At 59.6% G+C, this 25,214-nt stretch carries 23 protein-coding genes and 1 pseudogene; 4 read left to right on the top strand and 20 right to left on the bottom strand.

Going from position 1 to position 25,214, the window contains the following annotated elements; all coding sequences use genetic code 11:
* The first annotated feature begins 113 nt into the window (after positions 1-113).
* Positions 114-1,634 carry an amidohydrolase family protein gene (locus AB7F49_RS23155; protein WP_428526726.1) on the top strand — a complete coding sequence of 507 codons (1,521 nt, stop codon included), beginning with the start codon at positions 114-116 and terminating at the stop codon, positions 1,632-1,634.
* A 229-nt stretch (positions 1,635-1,863) separates the two neighbouring features.
* Here AB7F49_RS23155 and AB7F49_RS23160 read toward each other — a convergent pair.
* The 5 genes and pseudogenes from AB7F49_RS23160 to AB7F49_RS23180 all read right to left on the bottom strand — a co-directional run.
* Positions 1,864-2,025: pseudogene (locus AB7F49_RS23160) on the bottom strand (transposase); the annotation flags it as partial.
* A gap of 37 nt (positions 2,026-2,062) precedes the next feature.
* On the bottom strand, positions 2,063-2,230 hold the full coding sequence (locus tag AB7F49_RS23165) for a hypothetical protein (protein ID WP_428526769.1): 168 nt from the start codon (positions 2,228-2,230) through the stop codon (positions 2,063-2,065).
* 163 nt (positions 2,231-2,393) lie between these two features.
* Complete coding sequence (locus AB7F49_RS23170; protein WP_428526728.1) at positions 2,394-3,065, bottom strand: RraA family protein; 672 nt, start codon at positions 3,063-3,065, stop codon at positions 2,394-2,396.
* Between the two features lie 71 nt (positions 3,066-3,136).
* The gene (locus AB7F49_RS23175; protein WP_428526730.1) at positions 3,137-4,519 is read right to left on the bottom strand and encodes an MmgE/PrpD family protein; all 1,383 of its coding nucleotides are present in this window, start codon (positions 4,517-4,519) and stop codon (positions 3,137-3,139) included.
* Positions 4,516-6,882 carry a xanthine dehydrogenase family protein molybdopterin-binding subunit gene (locus tag AB7F49_RS23180; protein WP_428526732.1) on the bottom strand — a complete coding sequence of 789 codons (2,367 nt, stop codon included), beginning with the start codon at positions 6,880-6,882 and terminating at the stop codon, positions 4,516-4,518. The genes AB7F49_RS23175 and AB7F49_RS23180 overlap by 4 nt, the downstream gene beginning before the upstream one ends.
* 157 nt (positions 6,883-7,039) lie before the next feature.
* Between AB7F49_RS23180 and AB7F49_RS23185 the strand changes: the two genes are divergently transcribed.
* Positions 7,040-7,969 (top strand): LysR family transcriptional regulator, encoded by a 930-nt coding sequence (locus tag AB7F49_RS23185; protein ID WP_428526734.1) that lies wholly within the window; start codon positions 7,040-7,042, stop codon positions 7,967-7,969.
* A gap of 25 nt (positions 7,970-7,994) precedes the next feature.
* Here AB7F49_RS23185 and pcaD read toward each other — a convergent pair whose 3' ends face one another.
* The 11 genes from pcaD to AB7F49_RS23240 all read right to left on the bottom strand — a co-directional run bounded on the left by pcaD (position 7,995) and on the right by AB7F49_RS23240 (position 19,466).
* Positions 7,995-8,774, bottom strand: a complete 780-nt coding sequence (gene pcaD, locus AB7F49_RS23190) for a 3-oxoadipate enol-lactonase (protein WP_428526736.1) — start codon at positions 8,772-8,774, stop codon at positions 7,995-7,997.
* A gap of 81 nt (positions 8,775-8,855) precedes the next feature.
* Complete coding sequence (locus AB7F49_RS23195; protein WP_428526738.1) at positions 8,856-9,674, bottom strand: tripartite tricarboxylate transporter substrate-binding protein; 819 nt, start codon at positions 9,672-9,674, stop codon at positions 8,856-8,858.
* A 981-nt stretch (positions 9,675-10,655) separates the two neighbouring features.
* Positions 10,656-11,027 carry a DUF1622 domain-containing protein gene (locus AB7F49_RS23200; protein ID WP_428526740.1) on the bottom strand — a complete coding sequence of 124 codons (372 nt, stop codon included), beginning with the start codon at positions 11,025-11,027 and terminating at the stop codon, positions 10,656-10,658.
* Positions 11,028-11,043: 16 nt separating this feature from the next.
* Positions 11,044-11,970, bottom strand: coding sequence for an HAD family hydrolase (locus AB7F49_RS23205; protein ID WP_428526742.1), 927 nt, complete (start codon positions 11,968-11,970; stop codon positions 11,044-11,046).
* A 55-nt stretch (positions 11,971-12,025) separates the two neighbouring features.
* On the bottom strand, positions 12,026-13,576 hold the full coding sequence (locus AB7F49_RS23210; protein ID WP_428526743.1) for an arylsulfatase: 1,551 nt from the start codon (positions 13,574-13,576) through the stop codon (positions 12,026-12,028).
* A 147-nt stretch (positions 13,577-13,723) separates the two neighbouring features.
* Complete coding sequence (locus AB7F49_RS23215; protein ID WP_428526745.1) at positions 13,724-15,229, bottom strand: arylsulfatase; 1,506 nt, start codon at positions 15,227-15,229, stop codon at positions 13,724-13,726.
* 148 nt (positions 15,230-15,377) lie between these two features.
* Complete coding sequence (locus AB7F49_RS23220) at positions 15,378-16,946, bottom strand: arylsulfatase (protein ID WP_428526747.1); 1,569 nt, start codon at positions 16,944-16,946, stop codon at positions 15,378-15,380.
* Between the two features lie 256 nt (positions 16,947-17,202).
* Entirely contained in the window at positions 17,203-17,634 is a 432-nt protein-coding gene (locus AB7F49_RS23225; protein WP_428526749.1) for a YidH family protein, read from the bottom strand.
* A gap of 32 nt (positions 17,635-17,666) precedes the next feature.
* Entirely contained in the window at positions 17,667-18,152 is a 486-nt protein-coding gene (locus AB7F49_RS23230; RefSeq protein WP_428526751.1) for a hypothetical protein, read from the bottom strand.
* On the bottom strand, positions 18,149-19,138 hold the full coding sequence (locus AB7F49_RS23235; protein ID WP_428526765.1) for a formylglycine-generating enzyme family protein: 990 nt from the start codon (positions 19,136-19,138) through the stop codon (positions 18,149-18,151). The genes AB7F49_RS23230 and AB7F49_RS23235 overlap by 4 nt, the downstream gene beginning before the upstream one ends.
* A gap of 76 nt (positions 19,139-19,214) precedes the next feature.
* Positions 19,215-19,466, bottom strand: a complete 252-nt coding sequence (locus AB7F49_RS23240) for a hypothetical protein (RefSeq protein WP_428526753.1) — start codon at positions 19,464-19,466, stop codon at positions 19,215-19,217.
* On the opposite strand from AB7F49_RS23240, the gene AB7F49_RS23245 reads away from it, so the two are divergent.
* Positions 19,465-19,623: a hypothetical protein gene (locus AB7F49_RS23245; protein ID WP_428526755.1), complete on the top strand. Its 159-nt coding sequence runs from the start codon at positions 19,465-19,467 to the stop codon at positions 19,621-19,623. The genes AB7F49_RS23240 and AB7F49_RS23245 overlap by 2 nt on opposite strands.
* Before the next feature lie 138 nt (positions 19,624-19,761).
* Positions 19,762-21,471, top strand: a complete 1,710-nt coding sequence (locus tag AB7F49_RS23250; RefSeq protein ID WP_428526767.1) for a tetratricopeptide repeat protein — start codon at positions 19,762-19,764, stop codon at positions 21,469-21,471.
* 28 nt (positions 21,472-21,499) lie between these two features.
* Here the strand turns inward: AB7F49_RS23250 and AB7F49_RS23255 are convergent, their stop codons facing one another.
* From AB7F49_RS23255 to AB7F49_RS23270, 4 genes are all read right to left on the bottom strand, one after another.
* Positions 21,500-22,309, bottom strand: a complete 810-nt coding sequence (locus AB7F49_RS23255) for a hypothetical protein (RefSeq protein ID WP_428526757.1) — start codon at positions 22,307-22,309, stop codon at positions 21,500-21,502.
* A gap of 276 nt (positions 22,310-22,585) precedes the next feature.
* A complete protein-coding gene (locus tag AB7F49_RS23260; RefSeq protein ID WP_428526759.1) occupies positions 22,586-23,611 on the bottom strand; it encodes a glutathione S-transferase family protein in 1,026 nt (341 codons plus the stop codon).
* Entirely contained in the window at positions 23,595-24,485 is an 891-nt protein-coding gene (locus AB7F49_RS23265) for a 4Fe-4S dicluster domain-containing protein (protein ID WP_428526761.1), read from the bottom strand. Before AB7F49_RS23265 ends, AB7F49_RS23260 begins: the two co-directional genes overlap by 17 nt.
* A gap of 8 nt (positions 24,486-24,493) precedes the next feature.
* Positions 24,494-25,214: molybdopterin dinucleotide binding domain-containing protein (locus AB7F49_RS23270; RefSeq protein ID WP_428526763.1), on the bottom strand; the 721-nt coding region annotated here is incomplete at its 5' end.

Genomic DNA, 25,214 nt, shown 5'->3' on the forward strand with positions numbered 1-25,214 from the left:
GAACGTGTGTGGTGGCGGGAAGGAAGGCAGCTGACCCCGCCTGAAGTCGTCCTCTTGACCCACGGCTTTTTTACGTGAAACAACGCATTCTTAGCGGACTCTAGGGACATCCGATGCGCATTCTCGTAAAAGACGGCCGCATAGTAACAGCCGACAAAGCCGACCGGCAGATCGAACGGGGCTACATCGTCGTCGAGGGCGACACCATCACTGACGTCGGACCCTGGCCGCCCGAAAGTGCGGCTATCGCGCACGCTGACTATGACGAGGTCATCGATGCGAGCGACTTCATCGTGATGCCCGGCTTCATTAATGCCCATATGCATTCCAACGAAAGCTTCGAGCAGGGTGCCTATGATAATCTTCCCCTCGAGCTGTGGCTCGCGCGGGCCTATCCGCCGTCGGGCGTTCCGGCCTTCGGCGTCCGAGAAAATTACCTTCGCTCGATGATCGTCGCGATCCAGAGCATCCGGAGCGGCGTGACGACAATTCAGGACGACGTCATCAATTCCTATGCGAAGGAGGATTTCGTCGATGTTGCAGTAGAGGGCGCGGTGCGCGCCTATGCGGATGCCGGGCTTCGGTCAGTTGTGACCGTCAGCTTCATCAACACCAATTTCGCTGATGGCCGTCCCTTCATGCGTGACATATTGCCCGCCGAGGAGTTGGCGAGGATTGACGCCGTACCAGCTCCCGATTTCCGCGATCAGGTCGCGCAGTTCAACGATCTGCACAGCAAGTGGAACGGCTATCAAGGGAAGACGGGCATCATCCTCGGACCAATGAGCCCCCAGCGAATCACCGCGCCTTTCTGGGAAGAGATCAATGACATCTCGTTGTCCCGCAATATTGCGATTCATTGCCATGTCGACGAGACCCGCAATCAGGCGGTGACCGGACGGCTGTTCTATGGATGCTCGATGATCGAGCACCTTGGCAAGATCGGTACATTGTCGCCACGGCTCACGATCAACCACGGCATCTGGGTTACCGACCGAGACATCGAGCTCTTGGCCGAACACGGCTGTTCGGTCACGCACAATCCACTCTCCAACATGAAGCTCGGAAGCGGCTTGTGCCCTGTGCGCGCGATGCGCCGTTCAGGCGTGAACGTAGCGATCGGCACGGATGGTACCGCCACCAGCGATACCGGAGATATGGTGGAAGCGATCAGGGCGGCCAGCCTCCTCCATCGAATTGGCAGCGGTCATCATGACGAGTGGGTGACGGTGCGTGATGTCTTCGACATGGTCTACCGCGGCGGCGCGAAAAGCACGATGATGGAGGATGAGATCGGGAGCATCGAGATTGGCAAGAAGGCCGACATCATTCTGCTCGACAGAAGCGATTGGGGTTTCATCCCGCTTGCGGATCCTCTTCGTCAACTCGCCTTTTCCGTGAACTCGGGTGCGGTTCGGACATCCATTATCGATGGTACAATTGTCATGCGCGATCGTGTCCTCCGCTTCATCGACGAATCTACCCTGAAGGCTGAGGTCTCCGAGCTGGCTGAACACTACCGCACGGTGCATTGGCCTGAAATGCAGCGCTCGGCCGAGACGATCTTGCCGTTCCTAGAGGAGATGCTTCGTCGCAGTGCTGCTCATCCGCTGCCGGAGTTTGCCGCCCGTTAAGCCACTGGACGGAGGACTGCGCTTCCGGCTACTCGTTGCCTTGGCGCCCGCTGCCTGTCCTTTCCGAAAATCACATTCGGACATACTCGTGATGCAGGTCGCCCAAGATCGGGACGCCAACGATGGCTGTCCCTATCGCAAATTCCATCCGGGTGGCGAGTTGTCGAGATTCGCGCGATGCTGCTGTCCTGCGCTGAGATCATTCTTTGGAACGCCGGAAGCATCGCACGTCGAGCGATAGATCGGCCACCAGCTTCCGCAATTTGTTGTTCTCGTCCTCGAGCTGCTTCAGCCGACGAATCTCGTTCGGCAGAAGGCCATCGCACTTCTTCTTCCAATAGGTCGCCGGGCTGATCCGGGCCTTGCGGCAGATGCCCGCCACCGGCATCACGTCAGCACCTTGGTTTCAGAATGAGGCCTTCTGGGCGTCAGGAAACTTCGAAGCCTTCATTGCGCCGCGTCCAGCCGCGCCAAATGAAAGCTGCGTAGAACAGGCTGATGTCGGAAAACCCAGCTGCGCGCAATATCGCTTCATCCTCTTCTGGAGAGAGCATACTCACGCTCCCCTCAATCGCCGTTGACGATGGCAGGGCCATCTCTGCTTTCGAAGCATAGGGGGCCTCGCTTGTGTACTTGTATTTGGACGAGCTCGCTTCCTATCCTCGACGGACGTCGGATCATCGTCGTGCGAGACCGAGAAGCTGTGGCCGGAAGGCTCGGGCATCCTGAACATGATTTGCGACAAGCGGGCCGAAAGGATTACACTACCAATCCCTTCGCGCGCAGGATCTCATCGACCCAAGTCCGGTCCACCGTACCATTGTCGATCGAGGCGAGAATTTCAACCTCCCGCCTGAGCTGCTCCCGCGCGGACGCCGCCACCTGCACCGCAGCGTGACGCGGAATGGCAAGCATGCCATCCATATCGCCAATGATAATGTCGCCCGGGGTGACCGTCTGACCACCGACAGTGACCGTGACATTGATCTCGCCCGGCCCGTCCTTGTATGGACCGCGATGGGTGATGCCCTTGGAGTAGACTGGAAAATCACCCGCCGCGATCACGTCACAGTCCCGGATCGCTCCATCAACCACAACACCGGCCGCTCCACGCTTGATGGCGAGGCGCATCATGATCTCGCCGAAAATCGCATTCGTGAGATCGCCTCCTGCATCGATGACAATCACGTCGCCTGGCTCGGCCATGTCGATGGCCTTGTGCGCCATCAAATTGTCGCCGGGGCGCGCGCGCACGGTCAGCGCAACCCCTAGCATGGAGCCGCCCCGGTGACGCGGGCGCAGATCGGCGCCGCCGCCAAACATGCGGGACATGTTGTCGCTGACGATCGGCGCGGGAATTCCACGAAATGCTTCCAGCAGGGACGGATCAATCTTGGAAGCGCGAGGGTTGATTTGAAATCCGATCGGCATGATTTTCTCCAGAACAATCTTTGGCACGGCGACACAAGCAGTGATCCGGGTGCTCCACGGTCGAGGCTGCGTCAGTTCGCAGATCGCTCCAGCTGGGAACGAAGCATCCCGGTCAGGCGCCGTACCGAATCCAGGTCTTCAAGGCCGTCGATCATGCCGAATATCTCCGACAGCTGATCAGCCGTTTTGAATCTGGAAACGTAAGTCTCGAACTTCGATCTGAGCTGGTCGCGCGATAGCGGATTCTCGTACGAACCACGCGGGTGGTCACAGCGACCTGATATCTTCGTACCGTCGTTCAGTTCGATCTCGGCGATGGCCTGCACGCCGTGCAAACTGTGGTCTGGCGCGATTTCGATCTGTTGCATCACCGCTTGCCGCAAGACCGGATCGTCATACCGGCTCGCCTCGTATTGGCGCAGACCGAGCGCCCTGTCGGCCAGGATGGCGGCTGCGGTGTAATGCGCCGAAATCAGCGCCTCGAATTTTCCATGGTAGTGCTGGAAATTACCGTGCATCTCAAACACGCTTGGGCTGACACGAATGCGCGCCTTGACAATCGCGTCGGCGTCGATCGCATTGTTCTCGACCAGGTCGAACAGAACGGTGTTGATACCCTGCATCGGCGAGCCCGACGGCCACGGCCTCAGTCCGATTTGCAGCAACTCCCAACGCTCCCCCAGCCCATCCAGTGCGAGCGCGGGTTTTCCGCCGTCGGAATAGGTATTGTAAAGCCCGCCGTCCGAGGCGGTCAGGAACTCTTGCGTCGCAACGAAGTGCTGCGCCGCGAGGATTGACGCCATCAGTCCGGAGAGCGCGCCGCGGCATTGATGGAATTTGACCGTCGGCGTACCCCATGCGGCAAATGTTCCGGCGGCCTGACTTCCGGCAAGTCCAAACGCGCGCGCCATTGCCGCAGCGTCGAGTTTCAACAAGCGGCCGACCGCCGCGGCGGCTCCGAAAGCGCCGAAAATGCCGGGCCCGTGCCAGCCCTTCTTACGAAAGATCGGGTAGTCGGAGCCGAGCCCGATCCTGGTCGTGATCTCAAAACCAACCGCCAACGCGACCAGCAAGTCGCGTCCCGGCAATCCGTCGCGTTCGGCGATCGCGAGTGCCGGCGGAACCACCTCGGGCGTGACGTGTGTATGGGTGGGGCGATGGATATCACACATCGTCACCGCCGTGATCAGATAGCCGTTGAGCAGCGTCGCCCCTGCGAGGGAGAGTCCTCCGCCACCGATCACACTGCTCTCGTCGGATCTGGCGATCGATTCGGACAAGGCCCGGATCTGAGCCGTCTCGTCGCCGTCATGGCCGGCGAAGCCGCATGCTACGGTATCAATCAGGATGTTCTTGACATGCGCGCGTACCTCTGGGGTGATATCAGCGTATCGAAGTCCCGCGGCGAATTGCGCGAGCGTGCGAGTGGTCTCCTGTTGATCTGATCTGTTCAAGCGTCACCCTTTAAAAGCCGCAACGCGTCACCGGCAAGCCCCGGTCCAACGCCCGATTTGTGAATTGCGCGCCAGACGCGCTCCGGCGACGCCGGCATCTCGATGTGGCGAACACCGAACGGCGAAAGCGCGTCCACGATGGCGTTGGCGACCGCCGGCATCGCGCCGACGCTGCCGGCCTCTCCGGCGCCCTTGATGCCAAGCGGGTTCGTAGCTGTGAAGGTCGGCCGGCTCAATACCTGCACGACGCTCATGTCGGTCGCGCGCGGCATCGCGTAATCCATGAAGGATCCGGTGACCAACTGCCCGTCGGTGTCGAACTGGATGTCTTCCTTCAGAATTTGACCAGCGCCTTGCGCCACGCCGCCGACGATCTGTCCCTTGAGTAGCAACGGGTTCACTACCGTTCCGACATCGTCGACCACCGTATAGCGGACAATTTTGACGTCTCCCGTATCGGGATCGACCTCAACCTCGCAAGTATGACAGCCGTTCGGAAAATTCTCCCCGTCGACCGTGAACACACCGACAGCAAACAGGCCTGGGTCCACGCCGGCAGGAAGCCGGCTCAGGTCGAAAGCGAAGTCCGCGACCTCGTCGATCGCAAGCGTGCGATTCGTCGACGGGCTCGAAAATACCCCCTCGCCGAATGCGACATGGCCGGGCTCCACGCCAAGCGCCTTCGCGGCGATCAGTCTGGCCTTTTCAATGATTTTTTTCGCGGCGAGGTGAAAAGCGGTCCCTGACATGGTTGCACTTCGTGAGGCTCCGGTGCCGTCCGCGAATGTGACCTTGTCGGTGTCGCCCTGAATGTACCGGATCGTCGCGGGCGAAATTCCAAATTGGTCGGCAACGATCTGCTTGAAAATGGTTTCATGCCCCTGCCCCTGGCTCAGGGCGCCTGACACCAGAGTGACCGATCCGTCACGTTCCACGCGGATTTCCGCGGCCTCGAAACCCTTCGCCGCGGCACGCTCGATCACGCAGGCGATGCCAAAACCGCGCAGCATACCGCGGAGCCTCGACTCACCTTTGCGGGAATCGAATTGCGCAAAGTCTGCGGCCTCAAGCGCCAAATCCATGCACTCGCGGAATTCGCCGCAATCATATTTCAGCGTGAGCCCGGTCTCGTATGGCATCGCGCTGGACGGGATGAAGTTCCGGCGACGAAGCTCGCAAGGGTCGATCCCCATCTCGTCGGCCGCGATATCGACCATGCGCTCGATGATGTAGGAAAATTCCGTTCGCCCGTTCCCGCGATAGGCCCGCACCGGATTGGTATGGGTGTAAACGGCTGTGGTAGTCGCGACCAGCGCCGGGGTGGAATAGACACCGGCCAGCGAACCCAGATTGTCGGCGTAGGACGGAAACAGGGTTTGCGAGTAGGCGCCGGCATTGGCGAAGGTGTGGACGCGCATCGCGAGAAAGCGGCCATCCCGATCGAGCGCCAGTTCGGCGTCGGTCAGATGATCGCGAGCATGAGCATCGCTCAGGAACGATTCCGACCGCGTGCTGGTCCATTTCACCGGCCGACTGATCTGTCGCGCGGCAAGAAGAGAAAGAGCCGCCTCGTTGTAAACCGGCGCTTTCAGTCCGAAGCTTCCGCCCACGTCGTTTGAAATAACCCTGACTTTCGACGCGGGAACCTTCAGCACATATTTCGCAAGGTCAGCGCGATACATCATGATGCGCTGGGCCATGGTGTGGATGGTATACTGATCACACAGTGCGTCATATTCAGCAACCACGCTACGCGGCTCTATCGGAGCCGCCGTAATACGATTGATCACGAAACGCTGTCTGATCACCTTCGCCGCCGCGGCGAAGGCAGCGTCGGTCGACTCCCGATCACCCTCGGTCTGGACGAAGCAGATGTTGTCCTCGCAGTCGTCCCAGACAAGCGGAGCGCCCGCCCTGGCGGCGTCCGCGAGTCCGATCGCCGCAGGAAGAGCCTCGTAGTCGACCTGGATCAGCTCGGCCGCGTCCGCAGCCTGGTGCCTGGTTTCCGCGACCACAAACGCAACGTAGTCGCCGACCCAGCGCACAATGTCCGTTGCCAGAACAGGATATTGCGGACGATACATGTTGCGGCCACCGCTTCGCGCGCGCCCACTTGCCACCGGAAGAGTGCCCAGTCCCGCCGCCAGCCAGTCCTTCCCGGTCAGAACCAGCAAGACTCCGGGCGCCTGGCGCGCCGCTTCGACGTCGATCGAGTGAATCTTTGCATGCGCGTGCGGCGATCGCAGGACGGTAGCATGAGCCATGCGGGGGAGGTCGATGTCATCGACATAACATCCCGCTCCCTTCAAAAACCGCTCGTCCTCAAACCGGGCTACGGGCTGGCCCAGGGCAAAATCACCCATCCGAGTACCTGCGCTCGCAGAATGGCAGCGTTCCCTTCAAGTGACATGTCCTGACACGCATGGTTTCGCGCGCAGTCTGCGCTATTCATTCAGCATTAAAAGCGATATTTTCGGATTAGTTTCCATCGAAAAAAGCGATCAAGTATCGGGCTTCGCGATGATGACATTCAAACAACTTGAAGCCCTGTACTGGATTGTAGAGCTGGGCAGTTTCGCGGCGGCTGCAAAGAAACTGAACACCACACAGTCCGCTATTTCCAAACGCATCTATGAGCTTGAACTGACATTCAAGACGCAGCTATTCGACCGCACCCAACGCGTTGCGCAGCCAACCGAAGCCGGACAGCAGATGATCGCGGTCGCGCGCAACCTGCTGGAACAACGCGATCTCGCCATCGAGCAGTTCGCGCGGCTTGATGTGGTGCGTCGAAGGGTGCGCATTGGATTGACCGAGATAACGGCGATGACGTGGTTTCCGCGGCTGGTAAGACGAATCCAGCAGGAATTTCCCAAAGTGGTCATCGAGCCGGACGTCGATCTTACGGGAAATCTGCATGAGAAGGCGCTGGCAGGCGATCTGGACATCGCCATCGTGCCTGATGCATTTGAAGATCACCGGCTGGAACGCAGCAAACTCGGCAAAGTGACATTCCGCTGGATGTGCAGGCCAGGGCTGAATCCAGACTCTCCAACAGTGTCGCTGCAGAGTCTGTCGGAGCTGACCTGGCTGGTCCAGGGCGACCGTTCCGGAACCGGCCTGATCTATGGAGCGTGGTTCAAAGCGCGGCGGGTGGCGCCAGCACGCATCATCCGTAGCGACAGTCTGGTGGCAATCATCGGTATGACCGTAGCGGGACTGGGAGTCGCCTATCTTCCGGCGCGCTGCCTCGCGCCTTTGACGGAACTCGGGATGCTGCGGCCGCTTTCGGTCAGGCCGGCGCTTCCGGCCGTGCAGTACGTCGCCTTGCGACGGAGCACGGCAAAGAGCGCGCTGATTGATGCCATCACCAGCCTTGCTTCGGAATGCTGCGACTTCTCCCAGTTGTTTCAGGACACCTCGCGCGGCACCACTCCGCTCGCTGGCTGAACCGGCATGCAGCAAGCGGCGCCTTCTACAGCAGAAAATCGAGAAGAGCTTTGATGTATGCCTGCGGCTTCTCGACGTTCGACAGATGCGCTGCGTCGATCGTCACGATCGAGGAGTTCTTGATCATCCGGTGAATATCTTCTCCGGCGCTTGGCGGTGTCGCCTTGTCTTCGCTGCCGACTATGATCAGGGTTTGCGCCTTGATCCGCGGCGACACACTCCGGAAGTCCATGTCGCGCCCCGCTTCACAACACGCCACATAACCGTCGAGCCCGGTACTTGCGAACATCCGGGCCACGCCGTCCACGACTTCCGGATGCGCACTGATAAATTGCTGTGTAAACCAGCGCTGTATCTGGACCGGTGCGAGCGTCGCGACGCCTTGCTCGCTGGCGATTCTGATACGCTCGTCCCAAGGGCTCTTGTCCGGATAATAATAATGGGTGTTCGACAGGACGAGCTTCTGGACGCGTTCAGGGGCGTTTGCGGCGAGCCACTGACCAACCATTCCCCCCATCGACAGCCCGCACCAGTTAAAGCGATCGATCTTGAGGGCATCTACGACAGCCAGTACGTCCCGGCCCAGACGCTCCATGCTTCCGCGGGTCTTGCTTGCGGACGACTTGCCGTGACCGCGGCGGTCGTAACGCACGAGACGAAAATGCCGGCTGAGCTCCGGAGCCTGTTGATCCCACATGTGGAGATCGGTCCCGAGTGAATTCGACAGCATCAACACCGGTGCATCGGCGAGACCCTCGACTTCGGCGTGGATCAGGCATCCATCGTCGGTCGGGATCAGAGGCATGTCGTTCTCCTGGAGGAACGGTCGAGCACAACCACCGGACAGCAAGGGCCAAAACCGCCCTTGCCGCCCGCTAGCGGCCGGTCAGTTGACACGGATGTTTGCCGCCTTGGCGACCGCCGAGTAGGCCTCGATCTCATCACGAACGAGCTGCTCGAACTGAGCGGACGTCAGGGGCATCCGGCCGGTACCGGCATCGGCAAGCTTCTTGGCGACTACCGGATCAACCAATGCCTTGGATATCTCGGCATAAAGCCGCTCCTTGATCGGTGTAGGAGTTTTCGACGGCGCAAAAACGCCGATCCATGAGCCATAAATCCTGTTGCCGAAACCGAGCTCCGAAAACGTCGGAACGTCAGGAAGGGCCGACAGGCGTTCGGCTCCGGTGACCGCGAGGCCCTGCAATTGCCCGCTCTGGATCATCGGCAGTGCCGAGGTGATAGGACACAGGTAGAAATCCGCCCGGCCCGTAAGGACTTCGGTCACAGCTTCGGGAGAGCCCTTCAGCGGGAGGTGTACAGCTTCGAAGTCCGACGCGGCTCGGAACATCTCGGCGGTCAGATGGGATTGGTTGCCCGCCCCGGCCGAAGCGTAATTGATCTTTCCGCGATTGGCTTTCGCATAGGCCACGAGATCGGCGACGCTCTTGTAGCCCTTCCCCGGCGTGGTCACCAGCACCAGCGGAAGGCTGGCGAGCGGCACGATCGCGGTGAAATCGGCCAGCGTATCGAACGGCAGGCTACTTCGGATTGCGGTCGTTACGGTATGTGTCGAGGAATTGACGAGCAGCGTATAGCCATCAGGATCGGCCCTGGCGACAACTCCCATACCGATCGTATTTCCGCCGCCAGCGCGATTCTCGATGACGATTGGCTGACCAACCTGCCTTGAAACCTGCTCCATGACGATCCGGGCCGCGACATCGGCTCCGCTCCCCGGAGACAAAGGAACGATGACCCGAATGGCCTTCGTAGGCCATGCCTCTGGCGCCGTCTGCCCTGGCGCCGGACCAACAGACGCTGAGGACAGTATCGCACCAAGGATGACGGCGGCTCGCAAGGAGGACATCTGGCGCACTGGTTTCTCCCCTGTCATTTCTCTTGATGGATGCGCAATCGCCTCGGCCCGATCACCTCGGGTCCGGTAAACCATCAAGTCGCTTGTTTGCTTGGTCATTTTGCAAAAGGCCAACGCATCGAAAAGCGATTAAAAATCATGGTGTGTGATCGCATTATGCGATCAGTCGCAGTCCCCTAACGCATTTTCGAGGGATCGCGGGGAACCAGAGCCCGAGCAGCCTCGCTGAAAGACTTGCGGTCTTTCACAGCGGGCCACACGCGCGACATTTCGCGGCGGCAGTCACTTCGCTGCTGCACGAGGCGGCCGATGGTCCGTCTCATCCGTTGCCAATTCACTCTCGCATCGGCCAACGAAGCTCATCTCACCGCCGCAGCAGCGCGACGACACGTTCCGGAGGAAGCGTCAAGACGACGGACGTTGCCGTCGTGATGCCATCCGACACCGATCTTCTCACGGCGAGTTCAACGCCATTTTCAGTTGCTACGCGAGTAATCCAGGATCACGAGAATTCTCATTCGAACCCAAGGCAACCCAAAGCCTCGATGCACTTGGCGGTCCAACTAGGTCCCCCTCGGATGGCCCAACTGATACATGCAAGCTTTTAAGACTGCCGTTCTCTGGGCATCGTTCGTAGTCGGGTGCCGACCGACTCTCTTGTCGACTTGCTTGAGACAGAGATGCCAGGCGTCCTCTGTCGAGACCTTCCATTTCGCGGTTATCCCTTCCGACGAAAGTGGACCAAAGAACAGGCCACTGGCTGTCAGAATCACAATCGACTTTTCATTCGCTCCTCCTTGGCGCGCGTTATGACCTGTTCGGCTCTAAACGGCTGGTCTGCTGTTCCCTCTCGCGAATCTCGTTGAGGTCCCGCTCCAGGAAGAAGTTCAGGAACGTCCGGATCACCGCGATGGCGCCGACCTTGGCGATTTCCTCCCATGATGGGGTAATCGACGTCTCGATGATGTCGGCGGCAAGCTGGAATGTAAGACCAGCCACCAGCCAGCGTGCGTAGCGCAACCAGACATCGCGCCGCTCATGACCCCCCTGCGACGATATCAGCACCCAGCCGCCGCGGATGAAGGCCTCGAACGTGCCGATCAGGATCACGATCAGCGCCATGAAGTCGATGATGACGACCGCCTGTTGCGTGATGACGATCAGCCATTCCTTCAGCATCGCACGCGCTCCCTCATCATACCTGCGACTCGAACACCGTTTTCCAGTCGTTCTTCATGCTGACCAGCGTGACCCCGTATTCGCTAGCCTTGTCGAGTGCCTCGGCGAGCGGGCTCAGCTTGAAATCGCGGTCGTAGGCCACCTCACGCACGGCATCGTCGTGATGGACGAGCAGCGCAAGCCGCGCGCCCTTGCCCGCCAAGGTGTAGCGAAGCATCGCAAGGTCGCCGTCCGAGTTTCCGAAGGCGAGGATCGGGCGCCGCCCGATATGCAAATTGATATTCTGCACCTTGACCTCACGGTCGTCGAACGAATTCAGCTCGCCCAGCTTCGTCAGGCTGGAGGGATCGTCGCCGGAATCGAAACGGGTTTTGACACTCGAACCGATCACCCGCTCGGGCGGAATTCCGTAGGTCGCCTCGGCAAAGGCGCGCATGAAGTCAACGCCGCCACCCGATACGATGAAAGTCCTGAAGTCGTTCGTGTGCAGATAGTCGAGCAATTCGATCTGAGGGCGATAGACGCAACCCTTGAACAGCGCTCCGAATTTCGGATGCTTTGCATGGCCAAGCCAAGTGCGCGCGATCTCTGCGAAGTGTTCATCGGTCACGCCGGCATGCGTTGCGAAGAACAGCTCCAGCAGGCCCTTCTTGCCCAAGTCGTGCAGCGTCTTCAGGTCGCGCTCCAGCAGCGCCTTGAACGGCTGGCGCTGGCCCATGCCCGGATCGCGCGCCGCGAGCTCCTTCACCCGGTCGATCAGGAAAAAAACCTGCACTTGCAACGGCTGTTCGCACCACAGCGTGCCGTCATTGTCGAAGGTGGCGATGCGCTCTGCCGGGCGCACATAGTCCGGCCCGCCCTCCTTCGCCACGCGCGCGACGAAATCGAGGATCGCGGACTTCGCCGCGCCGTCATTCCAGGAAGGGAGCGGATCGGACGCCATGAGTGACTCCGTGGTGAAAGCGAGGGGGGCAATCACTCGTCGCCCTCGCGGCCGGTCAATGGCCGGCGCCTCCGACTGTATCCTCCATGGCCTTGATCGCGTCGTCGATGGTGAAGGTGTTCGGCTTCTGTATGATCGGAAAATCCTTGAAGGTGTCGGCGAACTTCTGCGCGATCGTCATAGCACCGTACAAGATGTAGGCATGGTAGATCAGCCACTTGTAGTACTCGTTCGAGGTGATGTCTGCGAACTCGTATGGATCGGTTCTGAGATTGAAAAACTTGGCCAATCGCAGCTTTACAAAAGGCTCCGCCCACACGGCCATCGTCCCCTTGCAGCGCTGCTCCATGAAGCAGACCTTCCAGTTGTCGTAGCGCACACCCAGGATGTCGCCGTCGTCGCTGATGTACATGAACATCTTCCGGGGAGATTCCTTCTCCTTGCCGGTCAGGTATGGCAGCAGGTTGAACCCGTCGATGTGGTTCTTGTAAGTACGACCGATCGCCTGATAGCCCTTCTTGCACTTCTCCACGATGTCCGGCTCCCCCGCCATCGCAAGGAAGGTGGGGAACCAGTCGTGGTGCTGCACGATTTCCTTCGAGACCTGCCCCGGCTTGATCTTGCCCGGCCAGCGCACCATCAGAGGTACGCGAAAGGCGCCTTCCCAGTTGGTGTTCTTCTCCGAACGGAACGGCGTCATGCCACCATCCGGCCACGAGTTGCGGTGCGGCCCGTTGTCGGTGGAATATTGCACGAAGGTGTTGTCGGCGAGACCCATCTCGTCAATGAAATCGAGCATCTGGCCGACATTCTTGTCGTGGTCGATCATGGTGTCGTGATAGGGTGACTGCCAGCGTCCCGCCTGCCCCATGCTTTCCGGCTTGGTGTGCGTCACGAAATGCATATGTGTGGTGTTCAGCCACACGAACCACGGCTTGCCCTCCGCCTCACAGCGCTTGATAAAGTCCTTGGCCGCGGCGACGAAGTCGTCGTCGCAGGTTTCCATGCGCTTGCGGGTCAACGGCCCGGTGTCTTCGATCTTCTGCTTGCCGACCTTGCCCCACCGCTCCATCACCGTCGGGTCGTCCTTGTCGGTCGCCCATGAATGGAGGACACCGCGCGGCTTGATGTTCGCGATAAGCTTGGGAAAGTCCTTTTCCGGATAATAGTCATACATCTCCGGCTCTTCCTCGGCGTTCAGGTGATAGAGATTGCCGAAGAACTCATCGAAGCCGTGATTGGTCGGCAGCATCGAATTGAGATCGCCCAGATGGTTCTTGCCGAACTGGCCAGTGGCATAACCCTGGTTCTTCAACGCCGCCGCGATCGTGATGATCTTGTCGTTCATACCGATCGGCGCCGCGGGAATACCGACCTTCGATAGGCCGGTCCGCAGCACGCTCTGTCCAGTTATGAAGGACGAGCGGCCGGCGGTGCAGGATTGCTCACCGTACGAGTCGATGAACATCATGCCTTCCTTCGCGATACGGTCGATATTGGGCGTACTGTAGCCCATCAGTCCGTGCGAGTAGCAACTCAGATTCGAGATGCCGATATCGTCGCCCCAGATGACGAGGATGTTCGGCTGCTTGCCGCTTTTAGCCATAGGCTTGCTCCTTCCGTCGACCGCATTCGAAATTGAAAGCGCGAAGCGCCATGATTCGAAAATTGAAGGCGCGAAGCGCCATGCCCGGCGTATTCACCCTCGAACCTCCGGGCGGCGGGATCGCTCCCGCCGCCCGACGTTGTGCCGTCAATGTCCCTGCGATGAAGCGGCCTGATTCATCTTTTCGACCACCTGATCGATGCTGAAGCTCGCCGCTTTCTGCCGGGGCGGGAATTCCTTGAACGTCGACAGGAATTCCGCAACGCCGGCCTGCGCGGGAACGAGCAGATAGATGTGACGGAACATCCAGTCGTAGAAGGTGTTCGAGGTTTGTATGCCCCGCTCGTACGGGTCCATCCGCAAATTGAAGATGTACGGCGTACGCAGCACGACAAACGGCTCCAGCCAGATCTTGAGCGTGGTCTCGACGCGCTGCTCCAGGAACATCATCTTCCAGTTGTCGTAGCGCAAAGCCGCGACGTCGCCGTCATCGGTGAAGTAGATGAAGCCCTTGCGTGGGCTCTCGGCTTCCTTGCCCGTCAGGTACGGCAGCAGGTTGTGGCCATCGAGATGGACCTTGAAGGTCTTGCTGCCAATCTTGTAGCCCTTCTTGAGCTTTTCCTTGATATCGGCCTCGCCGGCGATCGCGAGGATGGTCGGGAACCAGTCGAGGTGAGCGACGATGCCGTTGGATACCGAACCAGCCTTGATCTGACCCGGCCAACGCACCATGCACGGCACGCGATAGGCGCCTTCCCAGCTGGTGTTCTTTTCGGACCGGAACGGGGTCATGCCGGCGTCCGGCCATGTGTTCATGTGCGGTCCGTTGTCGGTGGAGTATTGGACGAACGTGTTGTCCGTGATGCCGAGTTCGTCGAGGAAGTCGAGCAGTTCGCCGATACACTTGTCGTGATAGATCATCACGTCATGGTATTCGGACTGCCAGCGGCCGGACTGGCCCCGGTCTTCCGGCCTCACATGCGTCCAGGCGTGCATGTGCGTCGTGTTGAACCAGACGAAGAACGGTTCGCCGGCGTCGTGCGCAGCCTTGATGAACTTCTTGGCCGCGGCCAGGAATTCCTCGTCGCAGGTCTCCATCCGCTTTTTGGTGAGCGGGCCGGTATTCTCGATCTTCTGGCCGCCCTTGCCGTCCGCCCAGCAATGCAGCACGCCACGAGGCCCATACTTCTTCTTGAAGTCGGGGAAATCCTTCGCGTTCGGATAGTCCACTTCCTCGGGCTCCTCCTCAGCATTGAGGTGGTAGAGGTTGCCGAAGAATTCGTCGAAGCCGTGCATCGTCGGCAGGTGCTCGTCACGATCGCCAAGGTGGTTCTTGCCGAACTGGCCGGTGCGGTAGCCGAGCGGCTTGAGGGCTTCGGCAATGGTAATGTCCTCAGCCTTGAGGCCAAGCTCCGCGCCGGGAAGACCAACCTTCGTGAGACCGGTCCGCAGACCGCACTGGCCAGTGATGAACGAGGCGCGGCCAGCGGTGCAGCTCTGCTCCGCATACGAGTCGGTGAACATCATTCCCTCGTTGGCAACGCGGTCGATGTTGGGCGTCTTGTAGCCCATCAGGCCCCTGGAATAGCAACTGAGGTTCGACTGACCGATGTCGTCTCCCCACATGACCAAAACGTTGGGTCTCTTAGCCATTGTACTTGTCCTCCTGGCTTTCGCTTGTGATGTGGTTCGGATTTTCGCGGAAGATTTCGCCGCACTTTCTTCGTGGGCAACCTGCGCGCGGCTTTCTTAGTTTCATTTTTCGCCGCGCGCCTTGCCATTTGAATGTCGCCTTTTGCAATTAGTTGCCGGTCGGTAGTCCGAGGTGAAAGCCTTCGTTCGCAAGCTGGTCACGAATGTACTGGAACCGCTGGTACTGAGTGATCGTGATCGGCCCTGTATAGACCTCGCTCTGGAGCTTGCGCGGCGGATATTTCAGGTAAGTCTGCATCAGCTCTTTAACGGCTGCGTTGATTGTGACCAGCGTCCAGGTGTGCTCCGTATAGTTGTTCATGAAGATGTCGTAACGCTCTTGCGGGTCCTGCCAAAGGTCGAAGACCTGCGGCACGGTCGCCGTGTAGGAGTTAGGACCTTTCCAGCCGAGATTCGAGTCGACCGCGAGTCCGCCGGTATGAGCGCCGTTGTCACCGCGCAGATTGAATACAGCTTTGTAGTTGCCCACGCGGGCGGCTCCAGGCGTCAGTTCGTTCTCCGTGAAATAGAACCAGCTCTTGCGCTCCCATTTTCCTTTGCCGAACAGGAGCGGCGACATGTCGTGGCTGTCGAAAATAATCGGCTGGCCTTCCCGGTCCTTCTCCGGAAGCTTCACACCCGCAAGCGAAGCGAACGTCGCCATGTAGTCCAGGCCGCCGACGATGTCGGAGCTTCGTGAACCCGGCTTGATCCCTGGCCCCCAGGCGAGCGCCGGGACGCGGGTGCCGCCTTCGCGGCATGTTCCTTTGGTGCCGCGATAAGGCGTATAACCGGCATCGGGATAGACATCCTGCCAGGCGCCGTTGTCGGTGGTCCAGAACACAAAGGTATTCTTGTCGAGGCCGAGCGAACGAATCTTGTCCATGACGCGGCCGATCCGCGTGTCCGCCTCGACAATCGAATCAGCAAACTTGCTCTTCGACATCGACTTACCCTTGAAGTCCGGGTGCGGCATGTTCGGCTGATGGACCTTCATGTAGCTGATGGTCATGAAGAATGGCTGCCCAGACTTCGCGTTCCGATCGAGATAATCGAGTGACGCTTTCTCGACGTATTCGTCGAAGAACGGAATGCCGACGACGCCCTTGTCTGGCGTATTCACGTATTGGCCGTTGACCTTGAACGACTCTTTCGGCTTTTCGCCCGCCTTGCCCGTCAGCGCGCCCTTGGTGACCTTCTCGAACATTTCCCGCAACTCGGGGTCCATATCCGGAAACCACGTCGGGTCGGCGTATGTATAAGCATTGAGATGGTAGAGCCCAGCATACCACATCTCATCGTAGCCGTGCGCATTGGGAAGCGCATAGTCGGACTCGCCGAGATGCCACTTCCCGCTGAAGAACGTGTTGTAGCCGGCGGTCTTGAGCATGGAGGCCAGCGTCCATTCTGCTGCCGGCAGACCACCGCCCTGCCCCTGAAACGCGACGGTAGTCATGCCGCTGCGGTTCGGGATGCGGCCGGTCAGCATCGCGGCGCGTCCGGGCGTGCAGCTCGGTTGACCGTAGAACGACATGAACTGCATGCCCTCAGCCGCGATGCGGTCGAGATTCGGCGTCGGCATGCCGCGATTTTCGCCGCCGCCATAGCACCCGGCATCGCCATAACCGAAATCGTCCGACATGATGAATACGATATTGGGCTTGTTCTTTTCCGCCATAGCTGCATTCCTTTCGAGTAACGTTCGCGTTTTCTTGGACCAGGATGCGGGCTATTGCCCGACTTCTTTTTAGACGCCTAGCGGCACCATAAGTCGCTTCACTCCACTCGTTGCCGATCTGCCGCGCTTCGGGCCGCCTGACATCGTGCGCGCGTTGCAAACAACCCTATTCTTCCTGCCGGAACGGCGACTATGCGCTTTCGTTAAGTCTTCCGCGACGACGCCTGACTGCGTGGGCCCTCAAGTCACAATCCCGTCACCCGAACGGCCCGACATTGAACAGCATGCTGGTGATAGCGGTGACGCCGATCAGCAGCAGAATGACCGCGGTCAGCAGCGTGAGCGATACGGGGAACTTGCTCTCGCCATGCACAAGCCCTTCCGCGATCATCGCCTCACGCTGGTGGCGCAGGTGCAGCATGAACTGCAGATGGTAGATGATGCCGCCGACCAGCATGACGATGCCCAAGCCCACCAGCGTAATGCCGAAATTGCGTGGCGCGGCCGCATGCGCGAGCGTGCCGGCCTGCTTCAGCTTCTCGAAGAACTGGAAGATCGTGAACCCGAACCCGATCAGCGACAATGACGTACGGATAACCGACATCAGCGTGCGGTCCGCGCTCATGCGCGTGCGTTGGAATGACATGCCGGTGCGGCGCGAGGACAGTTCATCAGAAGCGCTGTTCAACGGGGACTTGCTCGCAATTGGGTCCATAGTCCCTATCCTTGCGATTGCGAGGGTGAGCGGCTTGACCACCAGCGAGCCAACCGCGCGAACGGCCCGCGCAGCAACACATAAGGAATGAACGCGAGAAGAATGGCGACCAGAAGCGCCTCGGCCGGGTAGAACGTCTTGTAGGCGATGTATTGGTACACGCCGTCCAGAACGACCGCGATCAGGATGATCTTGCCTGTCGCAGCCAGCCCTTCCCTCAGGCGCGCGTTTCGCTTGTCGGGATCGGAGAGAACCGTCCAGAAATAGGGCGATCGACCCGTGCGCGCATCCCTGATGCCATCGCGCAGGGCGAACAGAGAAGACATTGCCGGTTGCAGGATAAACCGCAACGCGAGCGACCCGCCCGGACGCTCGACCACATGCGCCCCGATGCGTTGGAATTCGGACCAGCCGATTCCGTGCAGAGCCACGCCCGCAATGAGCAGCGTTCCGGCCACCAACAGAACGATCTTGGGAATATCCAAGTTCATGCACGGACCGGTGTCACGCTATTTGAGCGGTCGCGAATGACACATCGAAATCCGACGTGACTGGTGGAGGTATCGATCGGCTCCGCATGCCGTGCGGCCGGCCGGTAGCGTCGGCAGTAATTGGGCGCGCAGAGATGCGAGCCACCCTTCAACACCTTGCGCGGAATTCGGATATCAGGCTGGCACGGATCGTAGCTGTCCTGCTCTCGTGCGCCGCGCGGATTTTCGGGAATGCAGCACGCCTTTCTGGCATCGGTTTCATGCCTCGGTGCGTACCAGTCAGACGTCCACTCCCAGACATTGCCGATCATGTCGTAGAGCCCGTAACCGTTCGGCGGAAAGGATTTGACGGGCGAGGTTCGCGAGAATCCGTCGGCGTTCAGATTTTCATAGGGGAAATTGCCCTGCCAGGTATTGGCCATGTGCCGCCCCGCGGGCGTGAGCTCATCGCCCCAGGCAAATTCTGTCTCCTGCAAACCGCCGCGCGCTGCCAACTCCCATTCCGCTTCGGTCGGCAAATCCTTCCCTGCCCAGCACGCATAGGCGACCGCGTCAGCATAGGCCACGTGCACCACAGGGTGATTGTCCAGCCCGTTGATATTGCTTTTCGGTCCGTATGGATGGCGCCAATCTGCACCTTTGAGGAACTGCCACCACTGGCTCCAGTCGCGCAGGTCAACCGCCTTTGCGGGCGGCAGGAAAGTCAGCGACCCCGCATACAGCATATGCGATAGCGCACCCGGATAGTCCTTCGGGTCGGGCGGGATTTCCGCAAGAGTGACGTGCCCGGTCGCCTTCGCAAATTCCTTGAACTGCCGATTCGTCACCGGCGTCGCATCGATGCAGAAAGAGTCCACCGTGACCCGATGCGACGGCGCTTCTTCCGGATAATGCTGATCTGACCCCATGCGGAAGGTGCCGCCGGGGATGAAAATCATTCCCGCGTCAACCGGCAATTCAGTGCGCGACGGCGCTTCGTTCAACATGCGCGTCACCAATTGCGACCTCCACCTTGCGTCTTCCCCGTGCCGTCTGACGAGCGGTTTACGAACCGAATTCAACTTAGTTCGAGTTGCGCCGGATCGGCCGGTCCAGCTGCGCGAGTATTTCGGCGCCCAACTCCTCAAGCAGTGACCTGTATTCCTCGACCCTTCGGTCGGCTTCCGCTTCCGCCTTCTGCCAGTGCTGAAGCGCCGCGGCTGCCTCTTCGTAGTCAGCGCAAACCGATCGAAACTCGGGATCGCGAATGCAGCGTTGTCGGATTTCGAATTCGCGGCCTGGAAACCGGGCGACTATCGAGACGATATGCTCCATGACGTTTGTCCCGACTTCTGCGTTCTCGCCGAATGAGGACGGTGCGGGCATCTTTGACGAGCGTTTCGCGGCAGCGGCAGGTGCGAACATGTTCGCACCCCTATCCATTTACCGCACCCATGGTCACAAAGTCGTGCCGGACGGCGCGTTACAATGATTAGGCGTTGAGGCGGCGGAAGCTTCAAATAGTGTTACTGCATTAAGGGGCTGTATTGCAGTGCAACATCGAAGCGTCAGGCAAGTCCAAGCAAGCGCCGATGTACCGCTCGAAGAAATTCGGGCCGCATTGAACATTGTGCTCGCGAGCCGGCAGTTTCCCGCCAGCGAAAGACGGCGGGAATTCCTGCGATACATTGTCGAAGAGACGCTGGCCGGTCGCAGCGACAGGCTGAAGGGCTATTCGATCGCATTGACCGTCTTCCAGCGCGATGACGGCTTCGACTCGAATGCCGACCCGGTTGTTCGTCTCGAAGCGAGACGCCTCAGGCGAGACCTCGACAGCTATTACGTCGATGCCGGCGCGAGTGATCGGGTTCGAATATCAATTCCGAAAGGGTCCTACGTACCCAGTTTTCAGTGGCACGAGCCAGAGAGCTTTGCGGTCGGCGATCGGCCTAGCGAAGAACAAGTCACACAGCGGTCGGGCGACGCCGAAATCTTCGATACAAATGACGCCCGCAGGCGACGCTTTCGTGGCGCGTCCATTGCCGCGGTCTCCATTGCGGCAGCAGCGATTGTTGTTGCTCTAGCAGGCTCGAACTTGTTGCGGACAAACGCAAACTCCGTTCCGGACAAAGCGGCCCGCGGGCCCGCCGTCGTCGTCATGCCATTCGAAGCGCTGGGCACGACGGACGACACGCGCTTTCTCGCTCGGGGTCTCAGGTCGGAGCTCGTCAGCAACCTGTTTCGCTTTTTCGGCTTCCGGCTGTACTCGTTGGCGCCCGGCACCGAAGAGAAGCTGACCGGGAGCCCTGTAAAGGTGGGTCGCGACCTAGGCGTGGCATATGTCGTCAACGGCAGCGTGCGTAGCGACCCTACTGAAATTCAAATCAGCGCAGAGGTTATCAATGCTGCGAATGGCCATATCATCTGGACCAAATCTTATACGCGCCGAACGGATCCCCAAGCGATGATCGCAGTTCAGGGCGATCTGGCCTCTGAAATCGCGACAGCGATCGGACAGCCATACGGAGTTGTAAAGACCGATTTGGGCTCCCAGCAAGCGCCTACGGTTTCGCACATGCAAAGCTACATGTGCGTGCTACGCGCCTACAGCTACCGCAGACAGTTCTTGCCCGAGGAATTCTCTCCAGCTATGCAATGTCTCGAACAAGCGGTGAAACGCGACCCGGATTATAGTGATGCATGGGCCATGCTCGGCTGGCTCCACATCGACGCGGGGCGACTTGGATATACAGGTGACGCCAAGCGGCAATCGGAATACGAGAAGGCGCTTCAGGCAACCTCACGCGCGGCGACGCTGCAGCCCAAAAGTCCCTTAGCGCTGAAAGCGTTGGGCGCGACCTACCATTATCTCGGCCGCTATGAAGAGAGCGAGCGGATAACGCGGCAAGCGGCTGAACTCAATCCGAATGACCCGGAGGCGCTTGCCCAGCTTGGCTGGCGGCTCGCTGTTCGCGGCAAATTCGAAGAAGGAATACCGCTGCTCAAGCGAGCCATCGAACGCACGATATCGCCGCCGAGCTGGTACTACCACCTCGTCGCCATCGAGCTTTATTTGAATCGCGACTACAAGGAGATGTTGAAAGTTTCAGAACGGTCTGCCTTGGGCGACAACGGCTTTAGCCAATTCCTGCTCGCTGTTGCCCACGGCGAACTCGGAAATCTACGGGAAGCGCAATTGGCGCTCGATCGCATGTCGCGCTTCGAACCTGTCGCACGCGATCCTGCAGCGTACATGCGCCGACATGGCGCGATTGACGGAATCGTCGACCCGCTTATGGCCGGGCTGCAGAAGGCCCGGCGGGTTGCCACAAATCAGTAGGTGGCCTCTTCGGCAAGCGCGCTCGTCGCTATTTCGACAATGGCTTCGGTGCCTGTTCGTTCATTGAGTCTCGCAACTCAGTCATACTGGCTTGGCTGACCTGGATTAATCCACGCCGCGGCCGATCCAGATCAACGATAATAAAGACGAGAACGACCATTAATCCGACCATGACGTAGGTAGCGAAGAAAGCGCGATATCCACCGAGCCCTGACGAATAGCCTACGACCAGCCCGCCCATGAGAAAGGTGGCGAACATCAGGAGCAGCACGACCTCCGGCACATGACGATCCAGCGCCGCCTCACGTTTCGCCGCCGAGTCGATAGCATCATTCAGGGCTTGAACGAAAAGCCCGGTCCGGACCGGGCTTGGGTCCTCCGTAACCGCCTTGTTCGCGAGCGCCCAGAGCGCGTTCAACCCATCGTTCGCTTTTTTCAACAGCGGTGAACGGCGGGAGTAGTCGGCATCCGAGGCCGCGCCAGCCTGGATCCGCAAGTCCACGTAACTTCGGAACAGCCGCTTTGCGTCGTCGCGAACGATCAAAGGCAGGAAGTCGGCTCTCAGATAGGCCGTGCCGATGGCATTGGCCTCCTCGACCACCGCTGCGCTCCGGCCATCGAACCGCTGCAGGGATAGCGAAAGGGTGAAGCCAAGCAGCAGTGCCAACATACCGAGCAGTGCCGCTTGGATTCCGCTGACATGCTCTTTCGGTGGTGCACTTGTCTGCTTGCTTGCCGCACGTCCAATCTGACGACCGACTTCGATCGCCACAACAATCGCCAGGAACAGAACAAAAGCTATGACGGCACTGCTCGTGCCATACATCATTTCGCGCATTGATCCGGCCTCGGGCAATCAGTCCCAGCGTTCGTCCCGCCCCACGTTCGCAGACGGTAGACAGCATACACTGTAATCAAGATTCTAGCGGCGCAAAGAGCGTGTTCTGGCGAGGATACTGCCTGGCCTGCACCCGGCTCCGAAGACACCGAGTTAGATTAGGTGTGTCAATGGGACCGGAGCGTGGTCGTGGAGAGACGGAAATGCACGCGTGAGTTCAGGGTTCAGGCGGTGCGGCCTTCCTGGGGCTGGTGCGAGCAGCTTCAAGGCAAAGCCCTAATGCTGCTCAATCAAATCGGCGATATACGCAGACGGCGGAAAGCTCGTGCGTGTCGCCTGTACCGCTTCCTTCTGTATCGAAGGCCTCGTTGCGAGCCGCGCGACATATTCCTGCACGCGGGGACTGTCCGACCACATGTGGGATAGACCGAGATACTGCATCCGAATGAGGCTGACGCTCCACACAAGATCGGCAAGCGTGAATGCTTCGCCAAGAGCGAACGGACCGTGAGACTCGCTCAGTTCACGTGTGAACGCATCGACGATGGCCCGCGTGGTTCTGTGAGCGCGTCGTTGATACTCATCGTCGAATCCTACGGCCCTGCCGCCGGCCTCCTTCGCGATCTTTGCCTCATAGGCGACGACCAATTCGGGATCCTCGCGGTTTGCATCTCGCAGTGCGGTCAAACCTGCGATCTTCTTGTCATAAGTCACCCGCATCGACTCCTTGAGTTGCTGCGGGCGGTTGTCGCAATCTGGATTGAAGCCATAAAGCAGCACCGGATGTGGCGTCTCGTCGACAATCTTGACCTGCCTCATTGTCTCGTCCACCAACGACGGCGGAACCAGCGAGTCGCCAACCGCACACTCCGAGTCCAGGTAAAGACAGATTTGCAGCGAATCGACGATCACCCTGCCACGCTGACGGTCGACCAGCAACGGAACGACGCAGGGATCAAAGCCGACCGCGTCGACCGACACATTTCCCGTATAGCCGGTGACGATCGAGGCTCCGATATCCTTGCCACCACGCAACCGCAAGCGGACATAGTCCGGGTGATAATTCTCGGCTGGAATGGCTCTGCCACCGACAACCATCGCGTTCGAACGGTAGGCCAGACTCTTCTCTTCCATCACGGCCCGGACCTTCTGCGAGCAGAGCGAGCCCATGGCATGGAAGAGTTCGAAGCGAACCTCCGCGTCAGCAGGAGCTCGCACATTGAACGATCGCGCGGGATCCACGATGGCCGCCCGCGCGGCTTTCAACATCATCGGCAGCATGAGATCAGGCGCCGTCATCATCGGCCCGCCTCCATGTCGCTTCATCGCCATCGACATACAGGTAGCCGATAAATCGCGCTTCGTCGGTCACAACGCGCGTCTCGACAAGCCGTCGTCCGAACATGTCGATCGACAATATGCAGTCTTCAACCGACCTGCTCAGCCCATCGATCAAGAACACGCCGAACGCGTTCGTGACGGACGAGCCGAGACTTCGATTGTCATGCTTCGACCTCAGTTCGACTTTGATTCCATGGGAGCAATGATAATGCCCTGCCTGGCGCACATAGATGACGCCCGCCACGAACACGCAACGGGCGCGGGCCGTGTTTCGACAGAGAACTTGCGACCGCAGGCCCAGATTCGCGACGCTATCCTCGACTTCCTGTTCGTTCCGCAGACGCTCCAACTCAGCTTCGGAAAGCTTAAGCGTTGTCAGAGCACCCGTCGGGCAGGATTGGCTTGCCCGACTGCTTCTCCAACCGGCATCCAGAAGATGGGCATCCATCGTCCATTGTTGCGGGATATCGAACTCATCATTCCAGACCACGGCGCCCACCGGGCAGGCATCGACAATTTCCCGGCGGCCCTTCGCCAGGTCCGGATCAATAATCACGATCCCGTCTGCCCTCTTCGAGACCGCATCGGGCGCCACCTTTGCGCAGGGCGGCTCCTCGCAGTGGACGCAGGTTCTCAACAAGTACGTCACGTCCACGGTCGGGTAGGAGCCGCGCTCGACACCCTCTATATCGAGCAGTTTCCGCCCATTTGCCGATATCCCTTTGCTGTAGCCGGGGAAATCGTTGCCGACATGTTCATCCATGGTAGCCAGCGCGCAATTCATGCAGCCGGTGCATTTGCTTGCATCAAAGATGGTTGTCCATTTTGCGGACATGGGAGGCGTCAATGAACCGCCGCGACATCGGCCCGCGGCCGCGCGCAAGCACTCTTGCCGTTCCGGACCCGCTCGACTTCAACCAAGCAGTTGCTGGAGCCCATCGAATGTCCCTGCTTGATCTGGGATCGGCCCGGCGTCAGCGTGTTCAATGAACCACCGATCTCGTCGCCCGTTCCGTTGGGGCCCGCCGTCTCATAGCGGGCGGACGACTCATAGCCGTGAACAACACCGGAGCGCAGGCGGCCGGTCGGTCGCGCCGCGCAGATCACCGATCCTCGATCATTGTAGACTCGCACCAGGTCATCCCGCTCGATCCCGCGCGTGATTGCATCGTCGCGGTTGATACGGAGAATCCAGTAGCAATTTCCATCGATCCAGACGCGGTGCTCCGCCACCTCATTCATGAACCCGTCCTTGCCATCTCCCTGGGTGTGGAAGCTGAAGCGAGGATGCGGCGTCAGGAGTTGCAGAGGATAGTTCAGGGCCCGCTCGGTCCGCCGATCCTCAGGTGATACGATATATTTGAGGATCGGCGGACGCTCTTCGTCCGCGGGGTCGAAGCGTCTCAGCGTCTGGCAATCGAACTCGAACCGCCCGCTTGGCGTCTGCAATCCGCGCAGGTACTCGCCGCGATATTCCGAAGGAAGCGGATGCGTTTCCGGCACATCCTTCTTGCGCCCCTCATAAAACCATCGATACGCTACAGGCGTACGGGCGCGCACCGGG

Origin of the sequence: Pseudorhodoplanes sp. (assembly GCF_050250235.1) — a bacterium.
Classification (GTDB): domain Bacteria; phylum Pseudomonadota; class Alphaproteobacteria; order Rhizobiales; family Xanthobacteraceae; genus Pseudorhodoplanes.

What these genes read in the sequence shown, in the direction of transcription:
- AB7F49_RS23255 (WP_428526757.1), bottom strand. Translation starts at nt 22,309, where the DNA reads ATGCGCGAAATGATGTATGGCACGAGCAGTGCCGTCATAGCTTTTGTT.
- AB7F49_RS23265 (WP_428526761.1), bottom strand. Translation starts at nt 24,485, where the DNA reads ATGTCCGCAAAATGGACAACCATCTTTGATGCAAGCAAATGCACCGGC.
- AB7F49_RS23170 (WP_428526728.1), bottom strand. Translation starts at nt 3,065, where the DNA reads ATGCCGATCGGATTTCAAATCAACCCTCGCGCTTCCAAGATTGATCCG.
- AB7F49_RS23240 (WP_428526753.1), bottom strand. Translation starts at nt 19,466, where the DNA reads ATGGAGCATATCGTCTCGATAGTCGCCCGGTTTCCAGGCCGCGAATTC.
- pcaD (WP_428526736.1), bottom strand. Translation starts at nt 8,774, where the DNA reads ATGCCTCTGATCCCGACCGACGATGGATGCCTGATCCACGCCGAAGTC.
- AB7F49_RS23245 (WP_428526755.1), top strand. Translation starts at nt 19,465, where the DNA reads ATGACGTTTGTCCCGACTTCTGCGTTCTCGCCGAATGAGGACGGTGCG.
- AB7F49_RS23220 (WP_428526747.1), bottom strand. Translation starts at nt 16,946, where the DNA reads ATGGCGGAAAAGAACAAGCCCAATATCGTATTCATCATGTCGGACGAT.
- AB7F49_RS23155 (WP_428526726.1), top strand. Translation starts at nt 114, where the DNA reads ATGCGCATTCTCGTAAAAGACGGCCGCATAGTAACAGCCGACAAAGCC.
- AB7F49_RS23235 (WP_428526765.1), bottom strand. Translation starts at nt 19,138, where the DNA reads ATGTTGAACGAAGCGCCGTCGCGCACTGAATTGCCGGTTGACGCGGGA.
- AB7F49_RS23185 (WP_428526734.1), top strand. Translation starts at nt 7,040, where the DNA reads ATGATGACATTCAAACAACTTGAAGCCCTGTACTGGATTGTAGAGCTG.
- AB7F49_RS23165 (WP_428526769.1), bottom strand. Translation starts at nt 2,230, where the DNA reads ATGGCCCTGCCATCGTCAACGGCGATTGAGGGGAGCGTGAGTATGCTC.
- AB7F49_RS23205 (WP_428526742.1), bottom strand. Translation starts at nt 11,970, where the DNA reads ATGGCGTCCGATCCGCTCCCTTCCTGGAATGACGGCGCGGCGAAGTCC.
- AB7F49_RS23195 (WP_428526738.1), bottom strand. Translation starts at nt 9,674, where the DNA reads ATGGAGCAGGTTTCAAGGCAGGTTGGTCAGCCAATCGTCATCGAGAAT.
- AB7F49_RS23210 (WP_428526743.1), bottom strand. Translation starts at nt 13,576, where the DNA reads ATGGCTAAAAGCGGCAAGCAGCCGAACATCCTCGTCATCTGGGGCGAC.
- AB7F49_RS23180 (WP_428526732.1), bottom strand. Translation starts at nt 6,882, where the DNA reads ATGGGTGATTTTGCCCTGGGCCAGCCCGTAGCCCGGTTTGAGGACGAG.
- AB7F49_RS23260 (WP_428526759.1), bottom strand. Translation starts at nt 23,611, where the DNA reads ATGATGACGGCGCCTGATCTCATGCTGCCGATGATGTTGAAAGCCGCG.
- AB7F49_RS23215 (WP_428526745.1), bottom strand. Translation starts at nt 15,229, where the DNA reads ATGGCTAAGAGACCCAACGTTTTGGTCATGTGGGGAGACGACATCGGT.
- AB7F49_RS23200 (WP_428526740.1), bottom strand. Translation starts at nt 11,027, where the DNA reads ATGCTGAAGGAATGGCTGATCGTCATCACGCAACAGGCGGTCGTCATC.
- AB7F49_RS23230 (WP_428526751.1), bottom strand. Translation starts at nt 18,152, where the DNA reads ATGAACTTGGATATTCCCAAGATCGTTCTGTTGGTGGCCGGAACGCTG.